At 55.3% G+C, this 21,805-nt stretch carries 19 protein-coding genes; 10 read left to right on the top strand and 9 right to left on the bottom strand.

Annotated elements, in window-relative coordinates:
* Positions 1 to 95 precede the first annotated feature (95 nt).
* On the bottom strand, positions 96 to 848 hold the full coding sequence (fnr, locus tag AC6I8N_RS10780) for a fumarate/nitrate reduction transcriptional regulator Fnr (RefSeq protein ID WP_021183160.1): 753 nt from the start codon (positions 846 to 848) through the stop codon (positions 96 to 98).
* 293 nt (positions 849 to 1,141) lie between these two features.
* Between fnr and smrA the strand changes: the two genes are divergently transcribed.
* Positions 1,142 to 1,708, top strand: a complete 567-nt coding sequence (gene smrA, locus AC6I8N_RS10775) for a DNA endonuclease SmrA (RefSeq protein ID WP_497829035.1) — start codon at positions 1,142 to 1,144, stop codon at positions 1,706 to 1,708.
* Here the strand turns inward: smrA and AC6I8N_RS10770 are convergent.
* Positions 1,705 to 2,625 carry a LysR substrate-binding domain-containing protein gene (locus tag AC6I8N_RS10770; protein WP_021183162.1) on the bottom strand — a complete coding sequence of 307 codons (921 nt, stop codon included), beginning with the start codon at positions 2,623 to 2,625 and terminating at the stop codon, positions 1,705 to 1,707. The genes smrA and AC6I8N_RS10770 overlap by 4 nt on opposite strands.
* Before the next feature lie 312 nt (positions 2,626 to 2,937).
* Here AC6I8N_RS10770 and AC6I8N_RS10765 point away from each other — a divergent pair, with 312 nt between their 5' ends.
* Positions 2,938 to 4,272, top strand: coding sequence for an MFS transporter (locus tag AC6I8N_RS10765; protein ID WP_497829034.1), 1,335 nt, complete (start codon positions 2,938 to 2,940; stop codon positions 4,270 to 4,272).
* 88 nt (positions 4,273 to 4,360) lie between these two features.
* Entirely contained in the window at positions 4,361 to 5,698 is a 1,338-nt protein-coding gene (gene hglS, locus AC6I8N_RS10760; RefSeq protein WP_497829033.1) for a 2-oxoadipate dioxygenase/decarboxylase HglS, read from the top strand.
* A gap of 46 nt (positions 5,699 to 5,744) precedes the next feature.
* Here the strand turns inward: hglS and AC6I8N_RS10755 are convergent, their stop codons facing one another.
* Entirely contained in the window at positions 5,745 to 6,179 is a 435-nt protein-coding gene (locus tag AC6I8N_RS10755) for a DoxX family protein (RefSeq protein ID WP_021183165.1), read from the bottom strand.
* 191 nt (positions 6,180 to 6,370) lie between these two features.
* Here AC6I8N_RS10755 and AC6I8N_RS10750 point away from each other — a divergent pair, with 191 nt between their 5' ends.
* Together AC6I8N_RS10750 and AC6I8N_RS10745 are read left to right on the top strand one after the other, a co-directional pair.
* A complete protein-coding gene (locus AC6I8N_RS10750) occupies positions 6,371 to 7,888 on the top strand; it encodes a carboxylesterase/lipase family protein (RefSeq protein WP_497829032.1) in 1,518 nt (505 codons plus the stop codon).
* A 213-nt stretch (positions 7,889 to 8,101) separates the two neighbouring features.
* Positions 8,102 to 9,775, top strand: a complete 1,674-nt coding sequence (locus AC6I8N_RS10745; protein WP_497829031.1) for a methyl-accepting chemotaxis protein — start codon at positions 8,102 to 8,104, stop codon at positions 9,773 to 9,775.
* Here the strand turns inward: AC6I8N_RS10745 and AC6I8N_RS10740 are convergent.
* A complete protein-coding gene (locus AC6I8N_RS10740; protein ID WP_497829030.1) occupies positions 9,733 to 10,614 on the bottom strand; it encodes a LysR substrate-binding domain-containing protein in 882 nt (293 codons plus the stop codon). The two genes, AC6I8N_RS10745 and AC6I8N_RS10740, sit on opposite strands and share 43 nt — an antisense overlap.
* A 129-nt stretch (positions 10,615 to 10,743) precedes the next feature.
* On the opposite strand from AC6I8N_RS10740, the gene AC6I8N_RS10735 reads away from it, so the two are divergent.
* Positions 10,744 to 11,910, top strand: coding sequence for a methionine aminotransferase (locus AC6I8N_RS10735; protein ID WP_021183169.1), 1,167 nt, complete (start codon positions 10,744 to 10,746; stop codon positions 11,908 to 11,910).
* 15 nt (positions 11,911 to 11,925) lie between these two features.
* Positions 11,926 to 12,705 (top strand): transporter substrate-binding domain-containing protein, encoded by a 780-nt coding sequence (locus tag AC6I8N_RS10730; RefSeq protein ID WP_480371114.1) that lies wholly within the window; start codon positions 11,926 to 11,928, stop codon positions 12,703 to 12,705.
* Positions 12,706 to 12,787: 82 nt separating this feature from the next.
* On the opposite strand, the gene pepT is transcribed toward AC6I8N_RS10730, so the two are convergent.
* Positions 12,788 to 14,014, bottom strand: coding sequence for a peptidase T (gene pepT, locus AC6I8N_RS10725; RefSeq protein ID WP_497829029.1), 1,227 nt, complete (start codon positions 14,012 to 14,014; stop codon positions 12,788 to 12,790).
* 131 nt (positions 14,015 to 14,145) lie between these two features.
* Between pepT and AC6I8N_RS10720 the strand changes: the two genes are divergently transcribed.
* The gene (locus AC6I8N_RS10720) at positions 14,146 to 15,741 is read left to right on the top strand and encodes an ABC transporter substrate-binding protein (RefSeq protein ID WP_497829028.1); all 1,596 of its coding nucleotides are present in this window, start codon (positions 14,146 to 14,148) and stop codon (positions 15,739 to 15,741) included.
* A 3-nt stretch (positions 15,742 to 15,744) separates the two neighbouring features.
* Here the strand turns inward: AC6I8N_RS10720 and AC6I8N_RS10715 are convergent, their stop codons facing one another.
* Positions 15,745 to 16,671: a LysR family transcriptional regulator gene (locus AC6I8N_RS10715; protein WP_021183173.1), complete on the bottom strand. Its 927-nt coding sequence runs from the start codon at positions 16,669 to 16,671 to the stop codon at positions 15,745 to 15,747.
* 149 nt (positions 16,672 to 16,820) lie between these two features.
* Between AC6I8N_RS10715 and AC6I8N_RS10710 the strand changes: the two genes are divergently transcribed.
* Complete coding sequence (locus tag AC6I8N_RS10710; RefSeq protein ID WP_497829027.1) at positions 16,821 to 18,242, top strand: M20 family metallopeptidase; 1,422 nt, start codon at positions 16,821 to 16,823, stop codon at positions 18,240 to 18,242.
* The gene (locus AC6I8N_RS10705; RefSeq protein WP_021183175.1) at positions 18,239 to 19,513 is read left to right on the top strand and encodes an MFS transporter; all 1,275 of its coding nucleotides are present in this window, start codon (positions 18,239 to 18,241) and stop codon (positions 19,511 to 19,513) included. Before AC6I8N_RS10710 ends, AC6I8N_RS10705 begins: the two co-directional genes overlap by 4 nt.
* Before the next feature lie 45 nt (positions 19,514 to 19,558).
* Here AC6I8N_RS10705 and aldA read toward each other — a convergent pair whose 3' ends face one another.
* From aldA to AC6I8N_RS10690, 3 genes are all read right to left on the bottom strand, one after another.
* Positions 19,559 to 20,995, bottom strand: coding sequence for an aldehyde dehydrogenase (aldA, locus tag AC6I8N_RS10700; protein WP_497829026.1), 1,437 nt, complete (start codon positions 20,993 to 20,995; stop codon positions 19,559 to 19,561).
* A gap of 202 nt (positions 20,996 to 21,197) precedes the next feature.
* Positions 21,198 to 21,296: a YoaK family small membrane protein gene (locus AC6I8N_RS10695; RefSeq protein WP_150105782.1), complete on the bottom strand. Its 99-nt coding sequence runs from the start codon at positions 21,294 to 21,296 to the stop codon at positions 21,198 to 21,200.
* A 24-nt stretch (positions 21,297 to 21,320) separates the two neighbouring features.
* Entirely contained in the window at positions 21,321 to 21,644 is a 324-nt protein-coding gene (locus AC6I8N_RS10690) for a hypothetical protein (protein WP_021183177.1), read from the bottom strand.
* Positions 21,645 to 21,805 lie beyond the last annotated feature (161 nt).

Here is a 21,805-nt window from a genome sequence, read left to right as displayed (position 1 = left end):
CAAGTTGGGTTAAAGATAGCCTAAGTTATGACAGTGCTGAAAGGAAAAAGTTGTTGCCGGATCAATAAAATAACAATTATTGATCCGGCTGAATATCAGGCGGCTTGCTCAGTCTGACCAGCAAGTTCTGCCAGCATTGAGTGGTTTTCGATAGTGATATATTTGCCTTTTACCGCCAGCATGCCACTTTTCTGGAAACGACCGAGTAAACGGCTGATGGTTTCTACGGTTAGTCCCAGATAGTTACCAATATCGCCACGCGTCATGGTTAAGCGGAACTCGCGTTGGGAGAAGCCACGTTGACCAAAACGGCGCGACAGGTTCCAGATAAAGGCGGCGAGACGCTCCTCAGCATTCTTCTTGGACAGCAACAGAATCATGTCCTGGTCGCCTTTGATCTCACCACTCATCAGACGCATCATCTGCTGACGCAGTGCGGGCATTTTACCGGAGAGGTCATCCAGGGTTTCGAACGGGATTTCGCACACCATCGCGGTTTCCAGCGCTTGCGCAAAGCTGGGATGATGGGCGCTAACAATGGCGTCAAAACCGACCAAATCACCTGCCAGATGGAAACCCGTAATTTGCTCGTCACCCTGTTCGGTGATGGTGTAGCTTTTGATGGTGCCCGAGCGAATGGCATACAACGATTTCAATTCATCACCGGCTTTGAACAACGTCTGGCCTTTTTGAATTGGCTTTTTGCGTTCGATAATATTATCCAGCTGATCCAGTTCGTGTTCGTTCAGCGTGAAGGGAATACACAACTGGCTGATACTGCAATCCTGGCAATGGATGGCACAACCGCCAGACTGAATACGTCGAATGCTGCGTTTTTCCGGGATCATAATATGTACGCTCGATGATTATTGACTGCCGTCAATTTTAACATTTTTTCATGCAAAGGGCACTCATCCGAGCTGTAATAATCCTCAAAAAAAGTGTGGCTGGTGCAAAAATAGTTGATCAGCGCTAACTCCGCTATTTGCGGATAATTTCTACAACGGGAATATTGATCTGGAACGTTTTGTTGACACCGGGTGCGCAAAACGCGCGGATATTTAGCGCGAAAAGTGACAGATGTGATGCCAGAAAGCATTTGCTAAGCTTGCATCGCAAAATTGTACTGTGGGAGAAGAGCATGAACCTCGATGATGATGACCTTTTCCGGGATGCCATGGGTGACGTAACCCCGTTGAAAGATTGCGCCAACACCCAGTGGTTGCGCGATCCCTCGACAAAAGCGCCGCGCGCGCTGCAACGCAATGATGCAGAAGAGAACTTTTTAACGCGGGGTTTTCTGGAGATCATTCCGTTAGCGACGCCGCTGGAGTACAAAGCCGATGGGATCCAGCAGGGGGTGCTGGACAAATTGCGGTCAGGGAAATATCCGCTGGACGCCAGCCTGAATCTGCTACGCCAGCCGGTTGAAACCTGCCGTCAGTCGTTGTTCAGCTTTATGATGCAGGGGCGCAAGCAGGGGTTGCGTAATTTGTTGATCATCCACGGCAAGGGACGTGATGACGAGTCACATGCCAATATCGTGCGCAGCTATGTGGCGCGCTGGCTGACACAATTTGATGAGGTGCAAACCTTCTGCGTCGCGCAACCCCACCACGGCGGGGCCGGGGCGCTGTATGTTGGCTTGCGTAAAACCGAACAGGCCCGCCTGGATAACCGCGAACGGCACGCCAAGCGCAGCCGTTAGCTGTGGAACTTACGGATGGTGGCCATCAATACCTCTGCGCTCAGGCTCAGGGTATTGCCGGTACGAGTGATAATACCGACCGGCTCGCCAGGCCCGGCTGACGAGATGGGCAGGGCGCACAACGCATTATGATTTAAATCCTCTTTAACCGCCCCGGAAGGCACAAACCAGACATAGTCGTAGCGTAACGCCAGTTGGCGTGCCAGGGACGTTGAGGAGGTTTCCACGCAGTTGGCGGGGAGTGAACAATCTTGTTCATCCAGCATTTGTTGCGCGATACGACGTGGGGCCGTGCCCTCCGGGGAGATCACCACGGGCCACTGCATCGCGCGCGATAGCGTGACGTTGTCACTTAACAGCGGATGCTCCGGGCGTACCACCAGCTTTAACGATTCAAGAAACAACAACTCGTAAGTCAGGCCCGCCATCATTTCACTGTCGGCCATACGGCCAATACCGATATCAAATTCGCCAGCCCGCAGGCCTGCTAACAACACATTATTATGCAGCGTCGCCACCTGTACCGTGGTGTTGGGTTGCTGCTGGTGAAAGCGATCTAAAATTTGCGGCAGCATACCCATTGCGGCGGTGGTCAGCGCGCCGAGGCGGATGACCATCGGGCGTCCGGGTAACGGTGAGTTAAAGCTTTGTCCTGCATGATTCAGGGCATCCAGCACCTTAATCGCGTGGGTCAGGAATTGTTCGCCCAGGGTGGTCAGTTGGGCGCCGAGACGACCGCGTTCAAATAAACGTGCTCCAGCCAGTTCCTCCAGCTCATTAAGGGTTTTCGAGAGTGCAGGCTGGCTCAGGTTCAGCGTTTCTGCTGCCCGACCCAGCGTGCCTTGTTGCGCGACGGCAACAAAGGTATGTAAATGGCGCAAGCGAATGCGCTGATTGAAAAGGATATTTTTGTCCATAACCTCACACTTAATGAGATTTCCGGGTTGCAGGCAACTGGCAAAACGAAATTCTGTTAACTTACCTGCAAAATTATATTAACAATTTTAGCTTGCGATACGGCAAACGCATAAGCTGCTGTTATCACAATAAATCCCGAATATTCATCTGGTTGAGTCGTTATCAGCTTCTTAAGTTTCAGATGCTTAAGATGGCTAAGCCTGAATAATTCTCAGTTACATCCAAAAATACTGCCCGTTATTATTAACAATGCGCTATCATAAGCGCCGTTTTTTTTACCAAAACTGATGTTTAAAAGCAGGAGTTCGGCCGTGACCAGCGTTGAAGCAGTAGATGTACGCCAGCTGATTAATCAGAACACGCTGAGTCGCTGGCAAAAGCGCTTAATTGCGCTCTGCTTCCTTGTTGTGGCGCTGGATGGCATGGACATTGCGCTGATGGGATTTATCGCGCCGACGCTGCGCGCGGCCTGGGGTGTCAGCAATCATCAACTGGGCATGGTGATCAGTGCGGCATTGATTGGGCTGGCGCTGGGCGCGGTGTTCGCCGGGCCGCTGGCGGATCGCTATGGTCGCCGCATGATGATCCTGCTTAGCGTCCTGTTCTTTGGCTTGTGGACGTTGGCCACAGCGATGGCGCAGAACATCGAACAAATGATGCTGTTTCGTTTTCTCACCGGGCTGGGATTAGGCGCGGCGATGCCGAATGTCGGCACTCTGGTGGCGGAATATGCGCCGGAACGCCGCCGCTCCTTCATTATTACCGTGGTGTTCTGCGGGTTTACCTTTGGCGCGGCCTCCGGTGGTTTTGCCGCTTCCTGGCTCCTGCCCCGTTATGACTGGCATTCGGTGATGTTATTGGGTGGCTTGCTGCCGCTGGTGGTGTTGCCTTTTCTGCTGCGCGGCCTGCCGGAGTCGGTACGTTTTCTCATCAGTCGTCAGGCCCCGGCGGCACGTATCCACGCCATTCTCGACCGCATGATGCCGGGCGCGGTGCAGGCCAACAGCCATTTCCACAGCGTTGAACCCACCACCGTGCGTGCTGGCGCAATTGCCACCGTCCTCTCACGCCGTTATTTGTTTGGCAGCCTGATGCTATGGGGCGGCTACTTCATGGCGCTGTTTCTGGTCTACCTGGTCGGTAGCTGGTTACCGTCGCTGGTCCATACCCTTGGCATGTCAGTGACCGCAGCCGCGATCATCACCGCGATGTATCAGGCGGGCGGCACCCTCGGCTCGCTGTTTACCGGTTGGCTGATGGACCGTGTTAACGCGAATCTGGCGCTGGCGGTGATCTACTTCTGTGGCGGCATCGCCATTGTCGCGATGGGTTTCTCTCCGGCGCGGGTCGACCTGATGAGCGCCATCGCTTTTTGTAGCGGTTTTTGTTTTAACGGTGCCAACACCGGGATGAATGCGTTATCCGCCAGCTATTATCCCACGCATGCACGCGCCACGGGTTCCAGTTGGATGCATGGCGTGGGGCGGGTCGGGGCGATCCTCAGTGCCTTTATCGGCGCGGAACTGCTTTCCCTCGGCTGGTCATTCAGCCATATCTTCCTGATGCTGGCGCTACCGGCGCTGCTGACCACCGTGATGCTGTTGCTGAAATGTCGCTTTGGTGACCCGCGAGCCGCCGACGAGTGACAGCGCGATCACACTTCGAGGAAATTGTTACCCGGCGCTAAAGGGTTGATCTACATTAGCATCACCCCCGTAGCACAAGGTGATGACCATGGACAATTTCCTCACCAGCGATGCCATCCGCACGCTGTTTTCCCAGGCCATGTCGGCGATGTACCAGCAGGAAGTGCCGCAGTACGGTGTGCTGACCCAACTGGTCAGCGCCGTGAATGAACGCGTGCTGGAAGCCAATCCTGATCTGAAAAACCGTCTGGCGGCGGCGGATGAACTGAGCCGCCTGAGTGTGGAGCGCCACGGCGCGATTCGCGTGGGCACCGCAGCAGAGTTAAGCATGTTGCGCCAGATGTTTGCGGTGATGGGGATGTATCCGGTGGGTTATTACGACCTGTCGCAGGCCGGTGTTCCGGTGCATTCCACCGCGTTTCGTCCGGTCAGTGACAACGCGCTGCGACGTAATCCGTTCCGGGTATTTACCTCGTTGCTGCGGCTGGAGTTGATCAATGATGAGGCGTTGCGTGCAAAAGCCGCCGACATTCTGGCGGCGCGCGACATCTTCACGCCACGTTGCCGGGCGTTAATCGCCCAACATCAGCAGCAGGGTGGTCTTAACGCGGCGGATGCGGCGCAGTTTGTCAAAGAGGCGCTGGAAACCTTCCGCTGGCACGCCGATACCACGGTCGACAGCGCCACCTATCTGGCGCTCAGCCATCAACACCGTTTGATAGCCGACGTTGTCTGCTTCCGCGGCTGTCATATCAACCACCTGACGCCCCGCACCCTGGACATTGACCGGGTGCAGACGCTGATGCCGACACGCGGTATCGATCCCAAAACCCTGATTGAAGGTCCACCACAACGTCAGGTGCCGATCCTGCTGCGTCAGACCAGCTTTAAAGCGCTGGAGGAACCGGTGCATTTTCGCGATGGTTTTCAGGGTACGCACACCGCCCGCTTTGGTGAAATCGAACAACGTGGCGTGGCGTTAACGCCGAAAGGTCGCGCCCTGTACGACAAACTGCTGGCGGAAGCGGGTACCGGTAAGGACAACCAGCAACATCAGCAGCATCTGGCGGAGGTGTTTCGCGCCTTTCCCGATGATGAAGTCAGCCTGCGCCGCGAACAGCTGGCGTGGTTCAGCTATCGGCTGACGGAAAAAGGGATTCAGTCACCGCCCGGAGCCGAAGAGAGTATGGAACAGTTGATGGCAGAAGGGCGCTTGCTGGCGGAACCGATCACCTATGAAGATTTTTTGCCGGTCAGCGCTGCGGGGATTTTTCAGTCCAACCTGGGTGATGAGGCGCACGTCCGCAGTGCCGGTCATGCCAGCAAGGCGGCGTTTGAAACGGCGCTCGGTGCGGCTGTGCAGGATGAAATGGTGTTATATCAACAGCAGCAACAGCGCAGCCTGGCGCGTTGTGGTCTGGCATAAGATAAAAAAAGCCGGTCTGCGTCAGGCAGACCGGCGGTTTTTTTCATTATTGCAGGCGCGGATTGCGCACCAGCGTATACTTCCCGGCACCCAAAAACATAATGGCGAGTGCGCCTAGCGTGTAAAGGGCTTCCGTCTCCAGGGACCATGCACCGACATCCGTCAGATGCCAGACAACCCCCATTTTTACCAATAGCGTGGCGACAATCATGTTGATCACAATAATGAAGGCCGCAGGGCGCGTCATTAAGCCAACAATCATCATAATGGGTGCCAAAATTTCCCCGATGTAAGCACCGTAAGCGATGAAACCGGGCATGCCTCTGACGGTGAGCAGGTGTTCGATCCATGCCACTCCGTGGACCACTTTAAATTCACCGTGGAACAGCAGCAAACCGCCAAATGTCAGGCGGAGCAGCAGCTTAGCGAAATCCGGGTGATCACACATCCGGGTAAACAGTTGGTTAATTCCACCAAACATCGCGCTTCTCCGTCTCGCCAGGTTAACGTGTAACCATAATGTAGACTGCCAAACGTTTGCCAGCCAAAAAATTTGAACGAGATGTTCAGCATTTCGCGTGATGATTCAGCTTAATCTGCAAATTCCTGAGCGACATGGACATTCGCCCCGGTCCTGCAAATAATGGAGAAATGATGATCAGGGAAGCCGAAATGAAAAACCAACGACGTCTGAGGATCTTGACTGCGGAAGGAGAACTCAGAGGCTCAATGGATGATGAGCTGTTTGTCTTCAAAGGTATACCCTATGCCGCGCCCCCGGTTGGCGCGTTGCGCTGGCGGCCGCCGCAGGCGCTGCAACCCTGGCAGGGTGAACGTGACGCCACGGCATGGGGGCCGGCCAGCTGGCAAAATCGGGACTATTGTCTGCTTGCCGGTGGTGGTGACCCGGGTCATTTCAGCGAAGATTGTCTCTACCTTAATGTCTGGACGCCAGATATTGAACCCGCGCGCCCGCTCCCGGTGATGGTGTGGCTGCACGGCGGTGGATTCAGCATCGGCGCAGGCAGCCTGGATCCTTATCGCGGCAAGGCGCTGGCAGCGCAGGGCGCGGTGGTGGTGACGCTCAACTATCGCCTCGGCCATTTCGGCTTTTTTGCCCATCCGGCGCTGGATGCAGAGTATCCCGCCGACAGCGTGGTGAATAATTTCGCCCTGCTTGATCAAATCGCGGCGCTGCAATGGGTGCAACGTAATATCCCGGCGTTTGGCGGCGATCGCCGCAATATCACGCTGTTTGGCGAATCTTCAGGCGCGCGTAGCGTGCTGTCCTTGTGCTGCTCGCCATTGGCGGAGGGGTTATTTCATAAGGGCATAGTACAGAGCGCCTACAGCCTGCCAGATACGCCGCGCGTGCAAGCGCAGCAGGTGGGTCAACAGGTGGCGGCCCATTTTGGACTGGCTGCGAATGCCAGCGCCAGCGATCTCCGTGCGTTACCGGCGGATGGATTCTGGCCGCTGCAACGCCCGCTGGCGCTTGGTCCGGTGCCGATCAGCGGCGATATCGTCCTGCCACAACCGATGTTGGCGACCTTTATGGCTGGTAGGCAGCATCGGGTTCCCTTGATGATCGGCAGCAACAGCGATGAAGCCAGCGTTCTCGATTTTTTTGGTGTGGATGCGACCCAGGTTCTGCAACAGCTACGCCAAAAAAATCGCCTGAGTTATCAGTTGATTAAATGGTTATATGATATCCACGATGATGCCCTGCTCGGGCGCGCCGTGGCCCGTGATATGGCCTTTTCCGTGCTGCCATTATTGGTCGTGCAGGCACAACACAATATTGGTATGTCTGGTTGGCGTTACTGGTTCGATTACGTTTCTGAACAGTCGCACGACCTCTATCCCCACGGTGCCTGGCACGGTAATGAAGTCCCCTATGTGTTTAATACCTTAGATACGCAGACGCCAGCGGAGGGCCGCAGTTACACCGCCGCTGATTATGCTGTTGCGACGCGCCTCAGCGCCCTGTGGATCACCTTTGCCCGCGATGCCAGCGAATTCAGTTACCAGTTGCGCAGTGAGATTGACTGGCCGGTGTGGCGTTCAGATAACGATGTCACCCTGATGGTTGGCCGTGATGCGGAAAAACCGTTCAGTTTGCAGCACCGGTTTATGCGCGGGCGGCTGCGTCTGTTCCGCCTGATGATGCGCAGCATGGTGAAACTTTAGTTCACTGGCTAATGGTTAAATTTCGCAAACCTTTTTTTAAAACAAATTTCCCTGCATCTCTCTGATTTCATTCATACAATCTTTTCCTCTGCCCGAGCGAACCAGCAATTTATTAGCTTACGAAAGCGGTACATTTTCTGAATCTACTGCCGATAAACGCAATATGCCCGATTTTATCGGGCCTCCATTGCGGTTCACATCAAGGGATTTCGTATGGGTATCTTAAAAAATTTTACTATTCGCGCCGTTATGCTGACCATTCTCGGGCTGTTTTGCCTGTTATGGTGTGCCGTCGGTTTATTTAGCGTCCATTCTCTCAATGCTCTGGGTGAGGGTAACGAAGTGGATCGTCAACTGGTGAATCAGATGACGGTGCTCAGTAAAGGTAATGATCAATATTTCCGGGTGGTGACGCGTCTTTCTCGCGTGATGGAAATGCGTGCGGCGGGCACCGAGTTGCCTGCTGATGCGTTTGCTACGGTCCAGCAGGCGCTGGACAGCATGAAGCAGCAGCTCGAACAATTCAAAGCGATGGCACCCGGTCCGATGGATGCCGACACCGCCAATAGCGTGATTGCCAACTGGCAAAAGTTGTTGGATGAGGGGATTGCCCCGCAGGTTTCACTGGCCCAGCAAGGGACGCTGGACGCTTACCGCGCCCAGGCCAATAAAGTGACCCCGGCCCTGAGCCGTGCCTTTGGTGCCAGCGCCGAGAGTTTCAATCAGGCGGCAGGCATCAAGCTGGATGACACGCGCGTCACCGTGGACAAACTGACCAATGTCACCAAGGTGATCATTCTGTCAGCGGTGGTGCTGGGACTGCTGATTCTGCTGTTTACTGACCGCTACCTGGTTGCCATGCTGGTGAAACCGTTGGATCGCATCCGCGATCACTTTGCGATTATCGCGCAGGGCGATCTCAGCCAGCCGGTGCAGGAGTTTGGTCGTAACTGTGTCGGTAAACTGGTGCCGTTATTGCGGGCGATGCAGGACAGCCTGCGTGAAGCGGTCAGCGCGATTCGCAGCGGGACAGAAAATATCTATCGCGGCGCGGCAGAAATCTCGGCAGGTAACAACGATCTCTCCTCGCGTACCGAGGAACAGGCTTCAGCCCTGGAGCAGACGGCGGCCAGCATGGAACAGTTAACCGCCACGGTGAAATTCAACGCCGATAACGCGCGCCAGGCCAGTTCACTGGCGGAAACCGCCACCGGCACCGCACAACAGGGTGGCCGTCTGGTGGGTGAAGTGGTCACCACAATGGCTGGCATCTCCGGCAGTTCGAAGAAAATCGCCGAAATCACTAACGTCATCAACAGCATCGCTTTCCAGACCAATATCCTGGCGCTCAACGCCGCGGTAGAAGCGGCGCGTGCCGGTGAACAGGGCCGCGGCTTCGCGGTGGTGGCAAGTGAAGTGCGTAACCTCGCACAACGCAGCGCCAACGCTGCGAAGGAGATTGCGACCCTGATTGAAGATTCGGTGCAGCGTGTCGAAAAAGGCTCGGATCTGGTGAACAGCGCCGGTCATACCATGAACGACATTCTGAAGTCGGTGCAAGATGTGAATGAGATCATGAAGCACATCGCCTCGGCGTCAGAAGAACAAAGCAAAGGCATTTCCCAGGTGGGCACGGCGGTGACGGAGATGGACAGCGTCACCCAGCAGAATGCTTCGTTGGTGGAAGAGGTGTCGGCGGCGGCCAGCGCCCTGGAGCGTCAGACGGAAGAACTTCAGGCATCGGTCGCCAAATTCCGTCTCGCACCCGCGACGGCGGCTATCGCCTCTGCCACGCCACCTGCGGCACCGTTACGTCGCCCGACGTTAAGCGCACCGTCTGCCACTCAGCCTAAATCGGCCAGCGCAGACGAGTGGGTTTCTTTCTGAGGCTGACAAAGCCACGCCACCAGTTCCTCAAGGAACGGTGGCGCATCCCGCTCTGCACGATGGAGCAAGCTGTAACTCGCCCCGGTAGTGACGCAGTGGTCAAACGGGGCGATCAGTCGGCCATTCGCCAGATCGTTCTGGACCAATGACATATCCGCCACCGTTACGCCAAATCCCTGAATCGCCGCGCTGATAGCCAAATCCATAGTGGCAAAGTGTTGATTACGTGCCATAGGGACGCTGACCTGCTGCGCATTCAACCACAACTGCCAGTCACGCGTGTCATTAGTGGGGTGCAGAAAGGTAAAACGCGCTAACCCGGCCACGTTAGCGGGTGGCGTCACGCTGCTGGCGAGCACCGGTGTCAGGCGCTCATCAAACAAGTGGATGGCCTCCGCCGGCGCACTGCCATAGACGATTGCCGCATCAAAATTATCCAGTTGCGAGGCATGGTCGAGGGTGGTGGTGAGCGCCACATGGATCTCCGGCCGTTCCTGCTCCAGCGCTACGAGGCGCGGCACCAGCCAGCGCATCGCGCAGGTTGGGGCTTTCAGCCGAATCGCCACATTGCTGCGGCTGGCTTTCTCTGTCGCATTCACCAGCATCGCAAAACCTTGCTGTAACTCCGGCAGCAGGGCTGCGCCTTGCGATGTCAGGTGCAAGCCTCGCGCATGGCGCTCGAATAACGCAAAGCCCAGCCAGCTCTCCAGGGATGCAATTTTGCGGCTCACCGCGCCCTGGGTGATGCATAACTCGTCGGCGGCACGCGTCAGATTGAGGTGACGTGCCGTAACCAGAAAGGCGTGAATGGCGTTGAGCGGCAGAGCGGAGCGGGACATAACAGCCTCAGCTATGATTAAAAGTCATGGCTATTATGACAACAATTCGCTTGTCGACTCAAGTGACAGACCGTTGAATAGAAATCTGATTTCCTTACGTGGTTATGCAATCCTTTAGGCGGAGTTACCATGTCCATCCAATCCAGTGTTCAGACTTCTTCAAAATTACCCGATGTTGGCACCACCATTTTCAGCGTGATTGGGCAGCTTTCGGCACAACACAAAGCCATCAACCTGTCCCAGGGCGCGCCTAACTTCCCGTGCGATCCGCAACTGGTTGAACTGGTCAGCAACGCGATGCGCGAAGGACATAACCAGTATGCGCCGCTTACCGGTTTGCCAGCGTTGAAAGAAGCGCTGGCGCAGAAAGTACACACCCTGTACGGCCAGCAATATGATGTGGGCAGCGAAGTGCTGATCACCGGCAGCGCCAGCCAGGGTATCTACATGGCGATCTCCGCGCTGGTGCATCCGGGCGATGAAGTAATTTTCTTCGAACCGGCATTCGACAGCTATGCACCCGTGGTGCGTTTACAGGGCGGTAAGCCGATCGGCCTGAAATTGCAGGTGCCGGATTTTGCCATCAACTGGGACGAACTGCGCGCCACTATTACGCCGCGTACCCGGATGATCATCATCAACACGCCGCACAACCCGAGTGCGCAGGTGTTAACTCCAGCGGATCTGGATCAACTGGCTCAACTGACGCGTAATACCGATATCGTGGTGCTGTCGGATGAAGTCTATGAACACATCGTGTTTGATGGACGTCCCCATTGCGGCATGGCGACACACCCGGAGCTGGCGCAGCGCAGCGTTATCGTCTCATCATTTGGCAAAACCTTCCACGTTACCGGCTGGCGCGTTGGCTATGCGTTGGCACCGGCCGCGCTGATGACCGAAATCGTCAAAGTGCATCAGTTTATGATGTACGCCGCTGATACGCCGATGCAGGTTGGTTTCGCCCATTACCTGCAACGGCCGGAAAACTATTTGCAGCTGTCACCGTTCTATCAGCAGAAACGCGATCGTCTGATGTCGCTGATGAAGGATTCGCCGTTTAAGCTGCTGCCGTGCGCCGGTTCCTTCTTTGTTTTAGCCAGTTATGGACATTTCAGTGACGAGAGCGACAGTGAAATGGTAAAACGTCTCATCGTCGAACACGGTGTGGCAACCATTCCGTTGTCGGCGTTTTATATGGACGGCACAGACAATAAATTAATCCGTTTGTCGTTTGCCAAAGACGATGCGACATTACAGGCCGGTGCAGAAGCGCTCTGCCGGGTCAAAGGGTAACTCAAGGGTATAACAATGAAAAAATTAAACGCACTTTTTATCGCGCTGGGTATGCTGACCTCTGCTCATGCGTTGGCGCAGGAAACATTACGCTACGGCCTGGAATCACAATATCCGCCGTTTGAAAGCCGTAATGCACAGGGCGAGCTGGAAGGTTTCGATATCGAGCTGGGTAAAGCCATTTGCCAGACCGGCAACTTCAAATGTAGCTGGGTAGAAAGCAGCTTTGACGCGCTGATTCCGGCGTTGCAGGCGAAGAAGTTTGACGCCATCAACTCGGCAATGAACATCACCGAAGCACGCGCGAAAAGCATCGATTTCACCAAACCGATCTACCGTATCCCGACCATGCTGGTGGCAAAAGAGGGCCAGGGCCTGCTGCCGACCGCGGAGTCACTGAAAGGGAAAAACATCGGCGTGTTGCAGGGTTCCATTCAGGAAACCTATGCCAAGAAGCACTGGGAATCACAGGGCGTTACCGTCACCTCTTACCAGGATCAGAACCAGGTTTATAACGACATGGTCGCCGGTCGTCTGGATGGCACGCTGGTGATGTCAGCCGCAGGCCAGTCAGGCTTCCTCGATAAGCCGCAGGGCAAAGGTTTTGCGTTTGCCGGTAAACCGGTGGAAGACGACACCATCCTGGGTTCAGGCATCGGTTTTGGCCTGCGTAAGGGTGATGCCAAACTGAAGCAGGAGCTGGATGCAGCCATCACCAAGGTGCAGGCTGACGGCACGGTTACCAAGCTGGCCGCCAAGTTCTTCCCTGGCATCGACGTTAGCGCCGCGAAATAAAGTTTAAAACCGCGCGATGAATCGCGCCGCTACGACCCTGTACCATTTCGTAGCGGCGCGGTTTATCGCGCAATGTTTTGCGTTATTTAGCCGCTAAATAACACAACGCTTCCGCCACCTGATATGACTTCACAAACGACGGCACCGGCAAAAACTCAAAGCGAGAATGGAAGTTGTGCGCGCCGGTAAAGAAATTCGGCGTCAGCAATCCACGGGCTGACAATGCGGCACCATCCGTACCCCCACGCATCGGGATCACCTTCGGTTCAATGCCCAATTGCGCCAGCGCGCTAAAAATCAAATCAATCGCGCGGCGGTCTTCACCAATCGCATTGCTGATATTGCTGTAGGTATCATTGATACTCAGGGATACCGTACCGGTGGGATAGCGGGCGGCAATCTCATCCGTTACCTCCACCAACTGCTGTTTCTTCGCATCAAAACCCTTAAGGTCGAAATCGCGGATGGAGGCTTTCAGCACCGCGCGGCTGGCGTTGGCCTGCATATCGTTAAACCAGATATATCCCTCGCGGCCTTCGGTATGCTCCGGTGTCGCCAGACGATCAAAATGGTCAATAAAGTCATGCGCCATCAGCAGCGGATTGACCAGTACGCCTTTGCCAGACATCGGATGTGCCGCCACGCCGGTAAACACAATCTCGGCAGCGGCAGCGTTAAAGTTTTCGAAAACCACCTCACCCAATTCGCAGCAATCGATAGTCCAGGCGAAATCGACGTTAAAACGTTGCTCCAGATCGAGCGCTTTGGCTCCCCGCAAGCCAATCTCCTCATCCGGCACAAACGCGACCCGGATATCACCGTGGTCGTCGTGCAGGTTCTCGAGCAATGTCATCACCACCGTGACCGCCGCTTTGTTATCGGCGCCGAGTACGCTGGTGCCGTCGCTAAAGATAATCTCCTGACCGAGGTAAGGGGCAATCTCAGGATGTTCCGCCACGCGCAGCCAGATATCCTGCTGAACGTTCAGACACAGATCTTCCCCCTGAAAAGTTAAGGTTTGTGGATGGATGTCTGGTGATAACCCAACATCGACGGTATCGATATGGGTAATAAAACCGATACGCGGTGCATCGGGACGATTGCCGCGCTTCAGCGCCGTCACCGTGGCATGCTCATCTATGATGATGTCTTCCAGCCCCAACTCGCGCAGTTCTGCGGCCAACAGCTCGGCCATGGCGTGTTGTGATGCGGTGCTCGGCAATGTGGTGGATTTGGCATCGCTCTGGCTGGAAACCGCCAGGTAACGATAGAAGCGCTGAGTCAATTGGCGGGCGAGTTGGTCTGTCATCACAATTCCTTATCAGTCTCATTGCGTGTTTGAGGGTTCGCAGCGCGACTAAATCATGTTAATTATTAATTAGATGAACGACTGATATACCGATGCTGGCTCATGGAAGTCAATAAAAAGCGAGAAACAAGATGAAAAAAATGATGGCAAAATTGGCGCTCACCGCGCTGGGTCTGGCGATCGTCAGCAGCGTTTCAGCCAAAACCCTGGTTTATTGTTCAGAAGGCTCACCAGAAAACTTCAACCCACAGCTTTACACGGCAGGTACCAGCGTCGATGCCAGTGCGGTGCCGGTGTTTAACCGGTTAGTCGATTTCACGCCAGGCACCACCGAGCTGGTGCCGAGCCTGGCGCAAAGCTGGGATATCAGCCCGGACGGCACGGTCTATACCTTCCACCTGCGCCAGGGCGTGAAGTTCCACAGCAACAAATTCTTCAAGCCAACGCGAGATTTTAACGCTGATGACGTCATCTTCTCGTTTATGCGGCAGATGGACCCGAACAATCCGTACCATAACGTTTCCGGCGGGGTATATTCCAACTTCAACAGCCTGGAGTTCTCCACGCTGATTAAGAAAATCGATCGGGTTGATGACCACACGGTCCGTTTCACGCTGGCGCATGCTGAAGCGCCTTTCCTCGCCGATCTGGCGTGGTATTTTGCCTCCATCCATTCGGCGGAATATGCCGACCAGATGCTGAAAGCCGGGACACCGGAAAAGGTGGATATGGAACCGATTGGCACTGGCCCGTTTGAGCTGGTGCAGTATCAGAAAGACTCCCGCATTCTCTACAAAGCCTTCCCGGAATACTGGCAGGGCAAGGCGAAGCTGGATCGCATCGTATTCTCAATCACGCCGGATGCGTCAGTGCGTTACGCCAAACTGGAGAAAAACGAGTGTCAGATCATGCCATTCCCCAATCCGGCTGATCTCGACAAAATGCGCAAAAATCCTGACCTGACCCTGATGCAAAAGTCCGGTTTAAATACCGGCTTCCTCTCCTTCAATACCACCAAAGCACCGCTGGATAACGTGAAAGTGCGCCAGGCGCTGGCGATGGCGATCAACAAACAGGCGATTATCGATGCGGTATTCCAGGGTACCGGTACGGTGGCAAAAAACATTCTTCCGCCCGGCGTCTGGAGTGCGGATAACAATCTGAAAGATTACGACTACGATCCTGAGAAGGCGAAAGCCTTGCTACAGGAAGCGGGCATCAAACCGGGCACCGAGATCTCGCTGTGGGCGATGCCGGTCCAGCGGCCTTACAATCCCAATGCGCGACGAATGGCTGAGATGATTCAGGCTGATTGGGCGAAAGTGGGTATCAAAGCCAATATCGTCAGCTATGAGTGGGGCGAATATCTCAAACGTATCCGCAATGGCGAGCACCAGGCGGCGCTGATGGGCTGGACCACCGCTACCGGCGATCCGGATAACTTCTTCGGCCCGCTGTATAGCTGCACCTCGGCGAAGGACGGTTCGAATTCGGCGAAGTGGTGCTATGCACCGTTTGATAAAATCATCACTGAGGCGCGTGCCGAACAGGATCACAACAAACGCATTGCGCTGTACCTGGAGGCACAGCAAATCATGCATGACCAGATGCCTGCGGTGATGATTGCCCACTCGACCATTTTCGAACCGGTACGCAAATCGGTTACCGGTTATCAGGTGGACCCGTTTGGCAAACACATCCTCTATCCGGTGGATATCCAGCAGTAAATCTCAGGGCTTCCAGCGCTGGCGCAGGGGTTCCTCCAGCGCGTTGAGCTGCTGATGGAGAAAGTCCAGCAACAGATTCAGGGCGGCACTACGGGGCCGCCCTGATTGCGTCTGGAGTTGCAGGGTGCGTTGATTTAACTGGTCGATCCCGACCGAACGCAGGATCAACCCGTGCGTTTCCGCTTCATACAACACGGTAAACGGGCTGCTGATGGTCACGGCCAGCGGAGTGCGCAGCAGGAAGTGATAGAGGGTGGAGAAGTTATCGCAGGTCAGCACCGGTTCTACCACGTTCCCGCTCATATGGCAGGAGAGGTCGAACAGTTGGCGCACCGTGGTGTTTTGCTCTGGCAGTGCCAGCGGGTACTGGCTGAGATCCGCCAGCGAGACCTGATTGGCGTGGGCCAGTGGATGACTGTGATGCATGACCAGCAATACCGGCGCGGGCCAGGAACCAATCACCTCGACACCGCGTTCGGCATGCAGACTAAACTGCAACGCCAGATCACATTCGCCGTTGCGCACCCACTCGGCTACCCCCTGAGTGCTGCCAACTTTCAGGCTGAACAGCACACCGGGATTGCTGAGGCGAAAATCGGCAAACAAGCGCGGCAACAGGGTGAAGGCCATGCCATCGGTACAGGCAACGCGGATCTGTGTGCGGCGTACCGCCGTTAAGCCCTTAATCTCCGCCAGCGCATACTCCATCTCCAGCATATTTTTACGTACCTGATGCGCAAAAATTTCGCCCGCTTCGGTCAGTACCATGCCGCGCGCGTGGCGCTCAAACAACGGCACGCCAACCTGTGCCTCAAGGCGTTGAATCTGACGGCTGATGGCGGATACCGCCACAAACAGTTGTTCACTGGCGGCACTTAGCGATCCGGCATTGACGACGGCGAGAAAATATCGGATTTCACTGCTTTGCATATTTCTGCTTCCTGGTGGTGCATGCCTCAAAATCGGGCAGCCAAGCTTTGCTTTCAAAGCAAATCTTACTCGATAAATTGATAATTGTGGCAAATCAGCCTTTCCGCAAAGATAAGGATGATGATAAAACCAACAACAGACAGGCAAACATGACAGCACAACAGGCCGTACAACAGGCCAGCGACTATTTTGACAGCGGGGAATTCCAGCAATTGCTGACGCGCCGGGTGGCGCAGGTCACCGAAAGCCAGCGTACGGATCGTGACCAGCAGCTGCATGATTATTTGCACAAGGAGATTGGCCCACAACTGGTGGCGCTCGGTTTCACGCTGCACTTTATCGACAATCCCGTCACCACAAATCGCCCGTTTCTGGTGGCGGTGCGCATCGAAGATCCGGCGCTGCCAACGCTGTTGAGCTACGGTCACGGCGATGTGGTGTTTGGCGATGATGAAAACTGGCGTGACGGGTTATCGCCGTGGCAACTGAAAGAAGAGGGCGATCGCTGGTATGGTCGCGGTAGCGCAGATAATAAAGGCCAGCACTGCGTCAATCTGGCCGCGCTGGAGCAGGTGTTTCAGGCACGCGGTGGACGCCTCGGTTTTAACTGCAAAATGCTGTTTGAAATGGGGGAAGAGATTAGCTCGCCGGGTCTGGCGGAGCTGTGCGAGCAATACGGCGATCTGCTGAAGGCCGATTTGTTTATCGCCTCCGATGGCCCGCGCCTGAATGCGGTGCGTCCGACGTTGTTCCTCGGATCGCGCGGCTGCGTCAATTTCCGCCTGACCATCAACGCACGCGACAATGCGTACCACTCCGGTAACTGGGGTGGCTTGCTGACCAATCCGGGAACACAACTGGCAAATGCCATCGCCACGCTGGTCAATGGCCAGGGCGTGTTGCAGGTTGAAGCACTGAAACCGACCTCTCTGACCGACGACGTGCGCGCCATCCTCAGCGATATCGAGGTGGGTGGCATGCCTGGCGATCCGGCGATCGAGGTGAACTGGGGTGAGCCGGGCCTGACACCGACCGAACGTCTGTATGGCTGGAACACGCTGGAAGTGCTGGCGTTTCTCACCGGCAACCCGGCACGTCCTATGAACGCCATTCCCGGCAGCGCGACCGCCGTGTGTCAGTTACGTTTTGTGGTGGGTACAGATTGGGAAAATCTGGCACAGCACATTGAAGCGCATCTGCAAAACCACGGCTTTGACCAGGTGAAGGTCGAGTTTATGCGCGGCTCACCAGCTACCCGTCTCGACCCCACCGATCCGTTGGTGAGCTGGGTGCTGGAGAGCATGGCGCAAACCAGCGGAAAAAAACCGGCGTTGTTACCGAATCTCGGCGGTTCACTGCCCAATGAAGTGTTCTCCGACATCCTCGGCTTGCCGACGCTGTGGGTGCCGCATTCCTATCCGGCCTGCGGTCAGCACGGCGTTAACGAACATATGTTGAAATCCATCGCCCGTGAGGGGCTGCAAATCATGACGCGTCTGTTGTGGGATCTGGGTGAGCAAGGCGCAGACCTGATTGCCCGTCACCAGGCGCATGCCGGAGGTGCCAAATGAGTAGCATCAGTCACAGCGCACCAACCAGCGCGGTTAAACCCAATCTGCATAAAACCCTGTTCGCCACCTGCATCGGCAATGCGCTGGAGTGGTTCGACATTGCGGTGTATGGCTTCTTCGCCAGCTATATCGCCCATGCCTTTTTCCCGACCAGCGATCCCTCGGTATCGCTGCTGCTGACCTTTGGCAGCTTTGGCGTCTCATTCCTGATCCGCCCGCTGGGGGCGATTGTGCTCGGTAACTACGCCGATCGTCATGGCCGTAAAAAGGCGCTGCTGCTGTCGATCAACCTGATGATGCTCGGCGGGGCGATTATCACCTTTATGCCGGGTTATGCCTCAATTGGCCTGGCTGCTCCGGTGTTGATTCTGTTGGCGCGTCTGATTCAGGGCTTCTCCGCCGGTGGTGAATTCGGCAGCTCCACCGCGTTCCTGGTGGAACACTTCCCGGAGCGTAAAGCCTTTATCGCCAGCTGGCAGTTTGCTACGCAAGGGGCCAGTACCCTGATGGCATCGGCGTTTGGCCTGGGTCTGACGCAGATTCTGAGCGAAAGCCAGATTCAGGACTGGGGCTGGCGTATTCCGTTTGCCTTTGGCCTGCTGATTGGCCCGCTGGGTATTTACATCCGTCGTCATGTACATGAACCGGCGAGCTTTGCGCAGCAGCAGCCGGAAGCGGCACCGCTGAAGCGTCTGTTTGGTCGTCAGAAGGAGCTGATGCTGCTGGCGATTGGCTTGATGGTGATCTCCACCGCCGTTAACTACATGCTCAATTATGTGCCGACCTATGCCACCAAAACGCTGCATCTGCCGGGTTCGGCGGCGTTCAGCGCTACCTTGCTGGCTGGGGTGATCCTGACGGTGGTGACGCCGCTGATGGGGCTGTGGGCCGAGAAGGTCGGTCGGGTGCCGCTGATGTGGGGATCGTTGATTCTGCTGCTGGTGACCATCTATCCGGCATTTACCCTGGTGGTCAATCACACCACGCCGCTGACGCTGATGTTGCTGGTGGGCTGGATGGCACTGCTGAAATCAGTTTACTTCTCGACGGTGCCTTCGGTGATGGCCGATCTGTTCCCGATTGGCACCCGTGCCAGTGGCATGGCGATCAGCTATAACATTGCGGTCACGGTGTTTGGCGGTTTTGCACCGTTGATTTGTACCCTGTTGATTAGCGCGACCGGCACCAGTCTGGCACCGAGTTATTATCTGATGGCAGTCGCATTGCTGAGTGGCATTGCGCTGGTCCGTAGTAAACAACGCCTGAGTTAATAGCTTACGTCGCGGCGCGATACGTCGTGCCGCGACGGGTTATTTTTATGCAAACTGCAAATAGGCCACATGGGTTTGCAGATACTCTTCCAGACCGTGGCGACCATCCGCGCCGCCAACCCCGGATTTCCGCCAGCCCGCATGGAAGCCCTGCATCGCTTCAAAATTCTCGCGGTTAATGTAGGTTTCACCGAATTTCAGCTGGCGCAGCGCAATCATCGCGGTGTTCAGATTTTGGGTATAAATCGATGAAGTCAGGCCATATTCGCAGTCGTTTGCCAGGCCAATCGCCTCATCCAGCGTTTTAAAGGTCATCACCGGCAGCACCGGACCAAAGATCTCCTCGCGCATGATCTCCATCTCCTGACGCACGTCAGTGATGATGGTCGGCTCAAAATAGAAGCCCTGTTCTCCGACACGCTTTCCACCGAGAATCACTTTCCCGCCTTGCTCCACGGCTTTCGCCACTTTTTGTTCGACACGACCGAGCGCCGCCGCCGTGATCAGGGGGCCCATATCAATATCGGTACGCTCGGCAGGATTGCCGAATTTCACCTGTTTAAAGGCATCCGTCAGGGCGCTGATAAAGCGATCGTAAATACCTTCCTGCACATAAACGCGCTCAGCGCAGTTACACACTTGTCCGGTATTAATGACGCGGGAACTGACAATGGCTTTTACCGCCAGATCGAGGTCGGCATCATCCATGACAATCGCCGGGGCTTTGCCACCCAACTCCAGCGACACTTTGGTCACATTCTTCGCTGCCGCTTCCATGGTGGCGATACCGGCATTCACGCTGCCGGTGAGGCTGACCAGTCCCACTTTCGGGTTAGCTGCCAGCTCCTGACCGACCTCCGGCCCATAGCCGTAAACAAAGTTGATCACTCCAGCCGGCAGACCGATATCATGCAGGATCTCGGCGAAAATGGCGGCGTTATTCGGTGTCAGCTCACTCGGTTTAATCACGATGGTATTGCCGGTGACCAGCGCCGGTGCCGCTTTACGCGCAATCAGGAAGAAGGGGAAGTTCCACGGCAGAATGCCGGTAGTCACGCCGATAGCTTTCTTAAACACGAAAATGTTTTCGTTCGGGCGGTCGCTGTTGACGATTTCGCCCTCGTAGCGGCGTGCCCACTCGGCCATATAGTCGAGATAATCAGCGGTGAACAGCACCTCGGTTTGCGCCAGTCCCTGAGTTTTCCCGCCCTCGGCCACGATAGTCGCGGTGAGTTCTGCCTCGTGCTGACGAATACCATTGGCGATTTTGCGCAGCCAGTTACCGCGCTCAATTGCCGGTAACGCTTCCCAGCCGGGTTGTGCCGCTTCTGCGGCAGCAATCGCCTGACTGGCGATCTGTCTGGTGCCTTCTGGCACGCGTGACAGCAGCGCTTCGGTGGCCGGGTTAATCACTTCAATCCATTTGTCGTTCTGATTGGCAACAAACTCGCCATTGATGAAATGTTGATGGTGCGTTGTCATCTGTAGGGTCTCCGCGATCGGTTTCGTTAAATTTGTGTGAAATGCAGAGTGAAGCAGATCAAGGTGTAGCACCTTTTTGTCATTGCCAGGGTAAGGGGGCAGATGGCAGCGAAGGGAAGAAACAGATGACAAGCGCAGCATATCTGGCGAAATGCTGCGTATTCAGCAGGTTAGCTGGCATAACGGCGAAGTCTGAAAAAGGTCACGACCCCGGCATCATCGCGCCACTGGCGATAAACCAGGCGAGAAAGCTGACACCGGCAATGATAATAGCGATGGGGAAAAGCAGTCCGATTTTCATGATTATCCTAAAGTGAAAGCGGGTTCAGGTAAGCTGAACCAGTGCGCGATGCGTTTTCATCATACTGAACAGCTGGAACTGCGTGGCATCGTCAATTTCACGCAGATGTTCACCTTTCTGATAATGGATACTGTGAATATGACCCAGTTGCCGCCACACCACAATCGCTGAGGCCAGCAGGGCGCAGTTATCTTCGCTCTGCACGCACTCAAGACGGGCATAGTGTATATCTTCCAGCCCGTTAATAAAGATGTTGAGTGACTCGGGCGGCACAATGGCGCGGATATCATCCAGCATTACGCGACTCACCGGACGTGAGAGCAACAGCGTCAACCTCTTGGTATTCATCCCAATCCTTGTCCTGATGATTTTTCTCAACGTTATACGGATTAATTGCAGTCGGGGGAAGCCACGATCCGTGCTTTGTGTGATTGCCATGTTAACGATGCGCATGGCAGTCAGGTTAAAACTGTGCTGATCAACACAACATTTCCAGAAAATATCGATAA

It is taken from the genome of Pantoea sp. X-Soil-TKNS-1279 (assembly GCF_059730565.1).
This window is presented reverse-complemented; position numbering and strand designations above follow the sequence as displayed.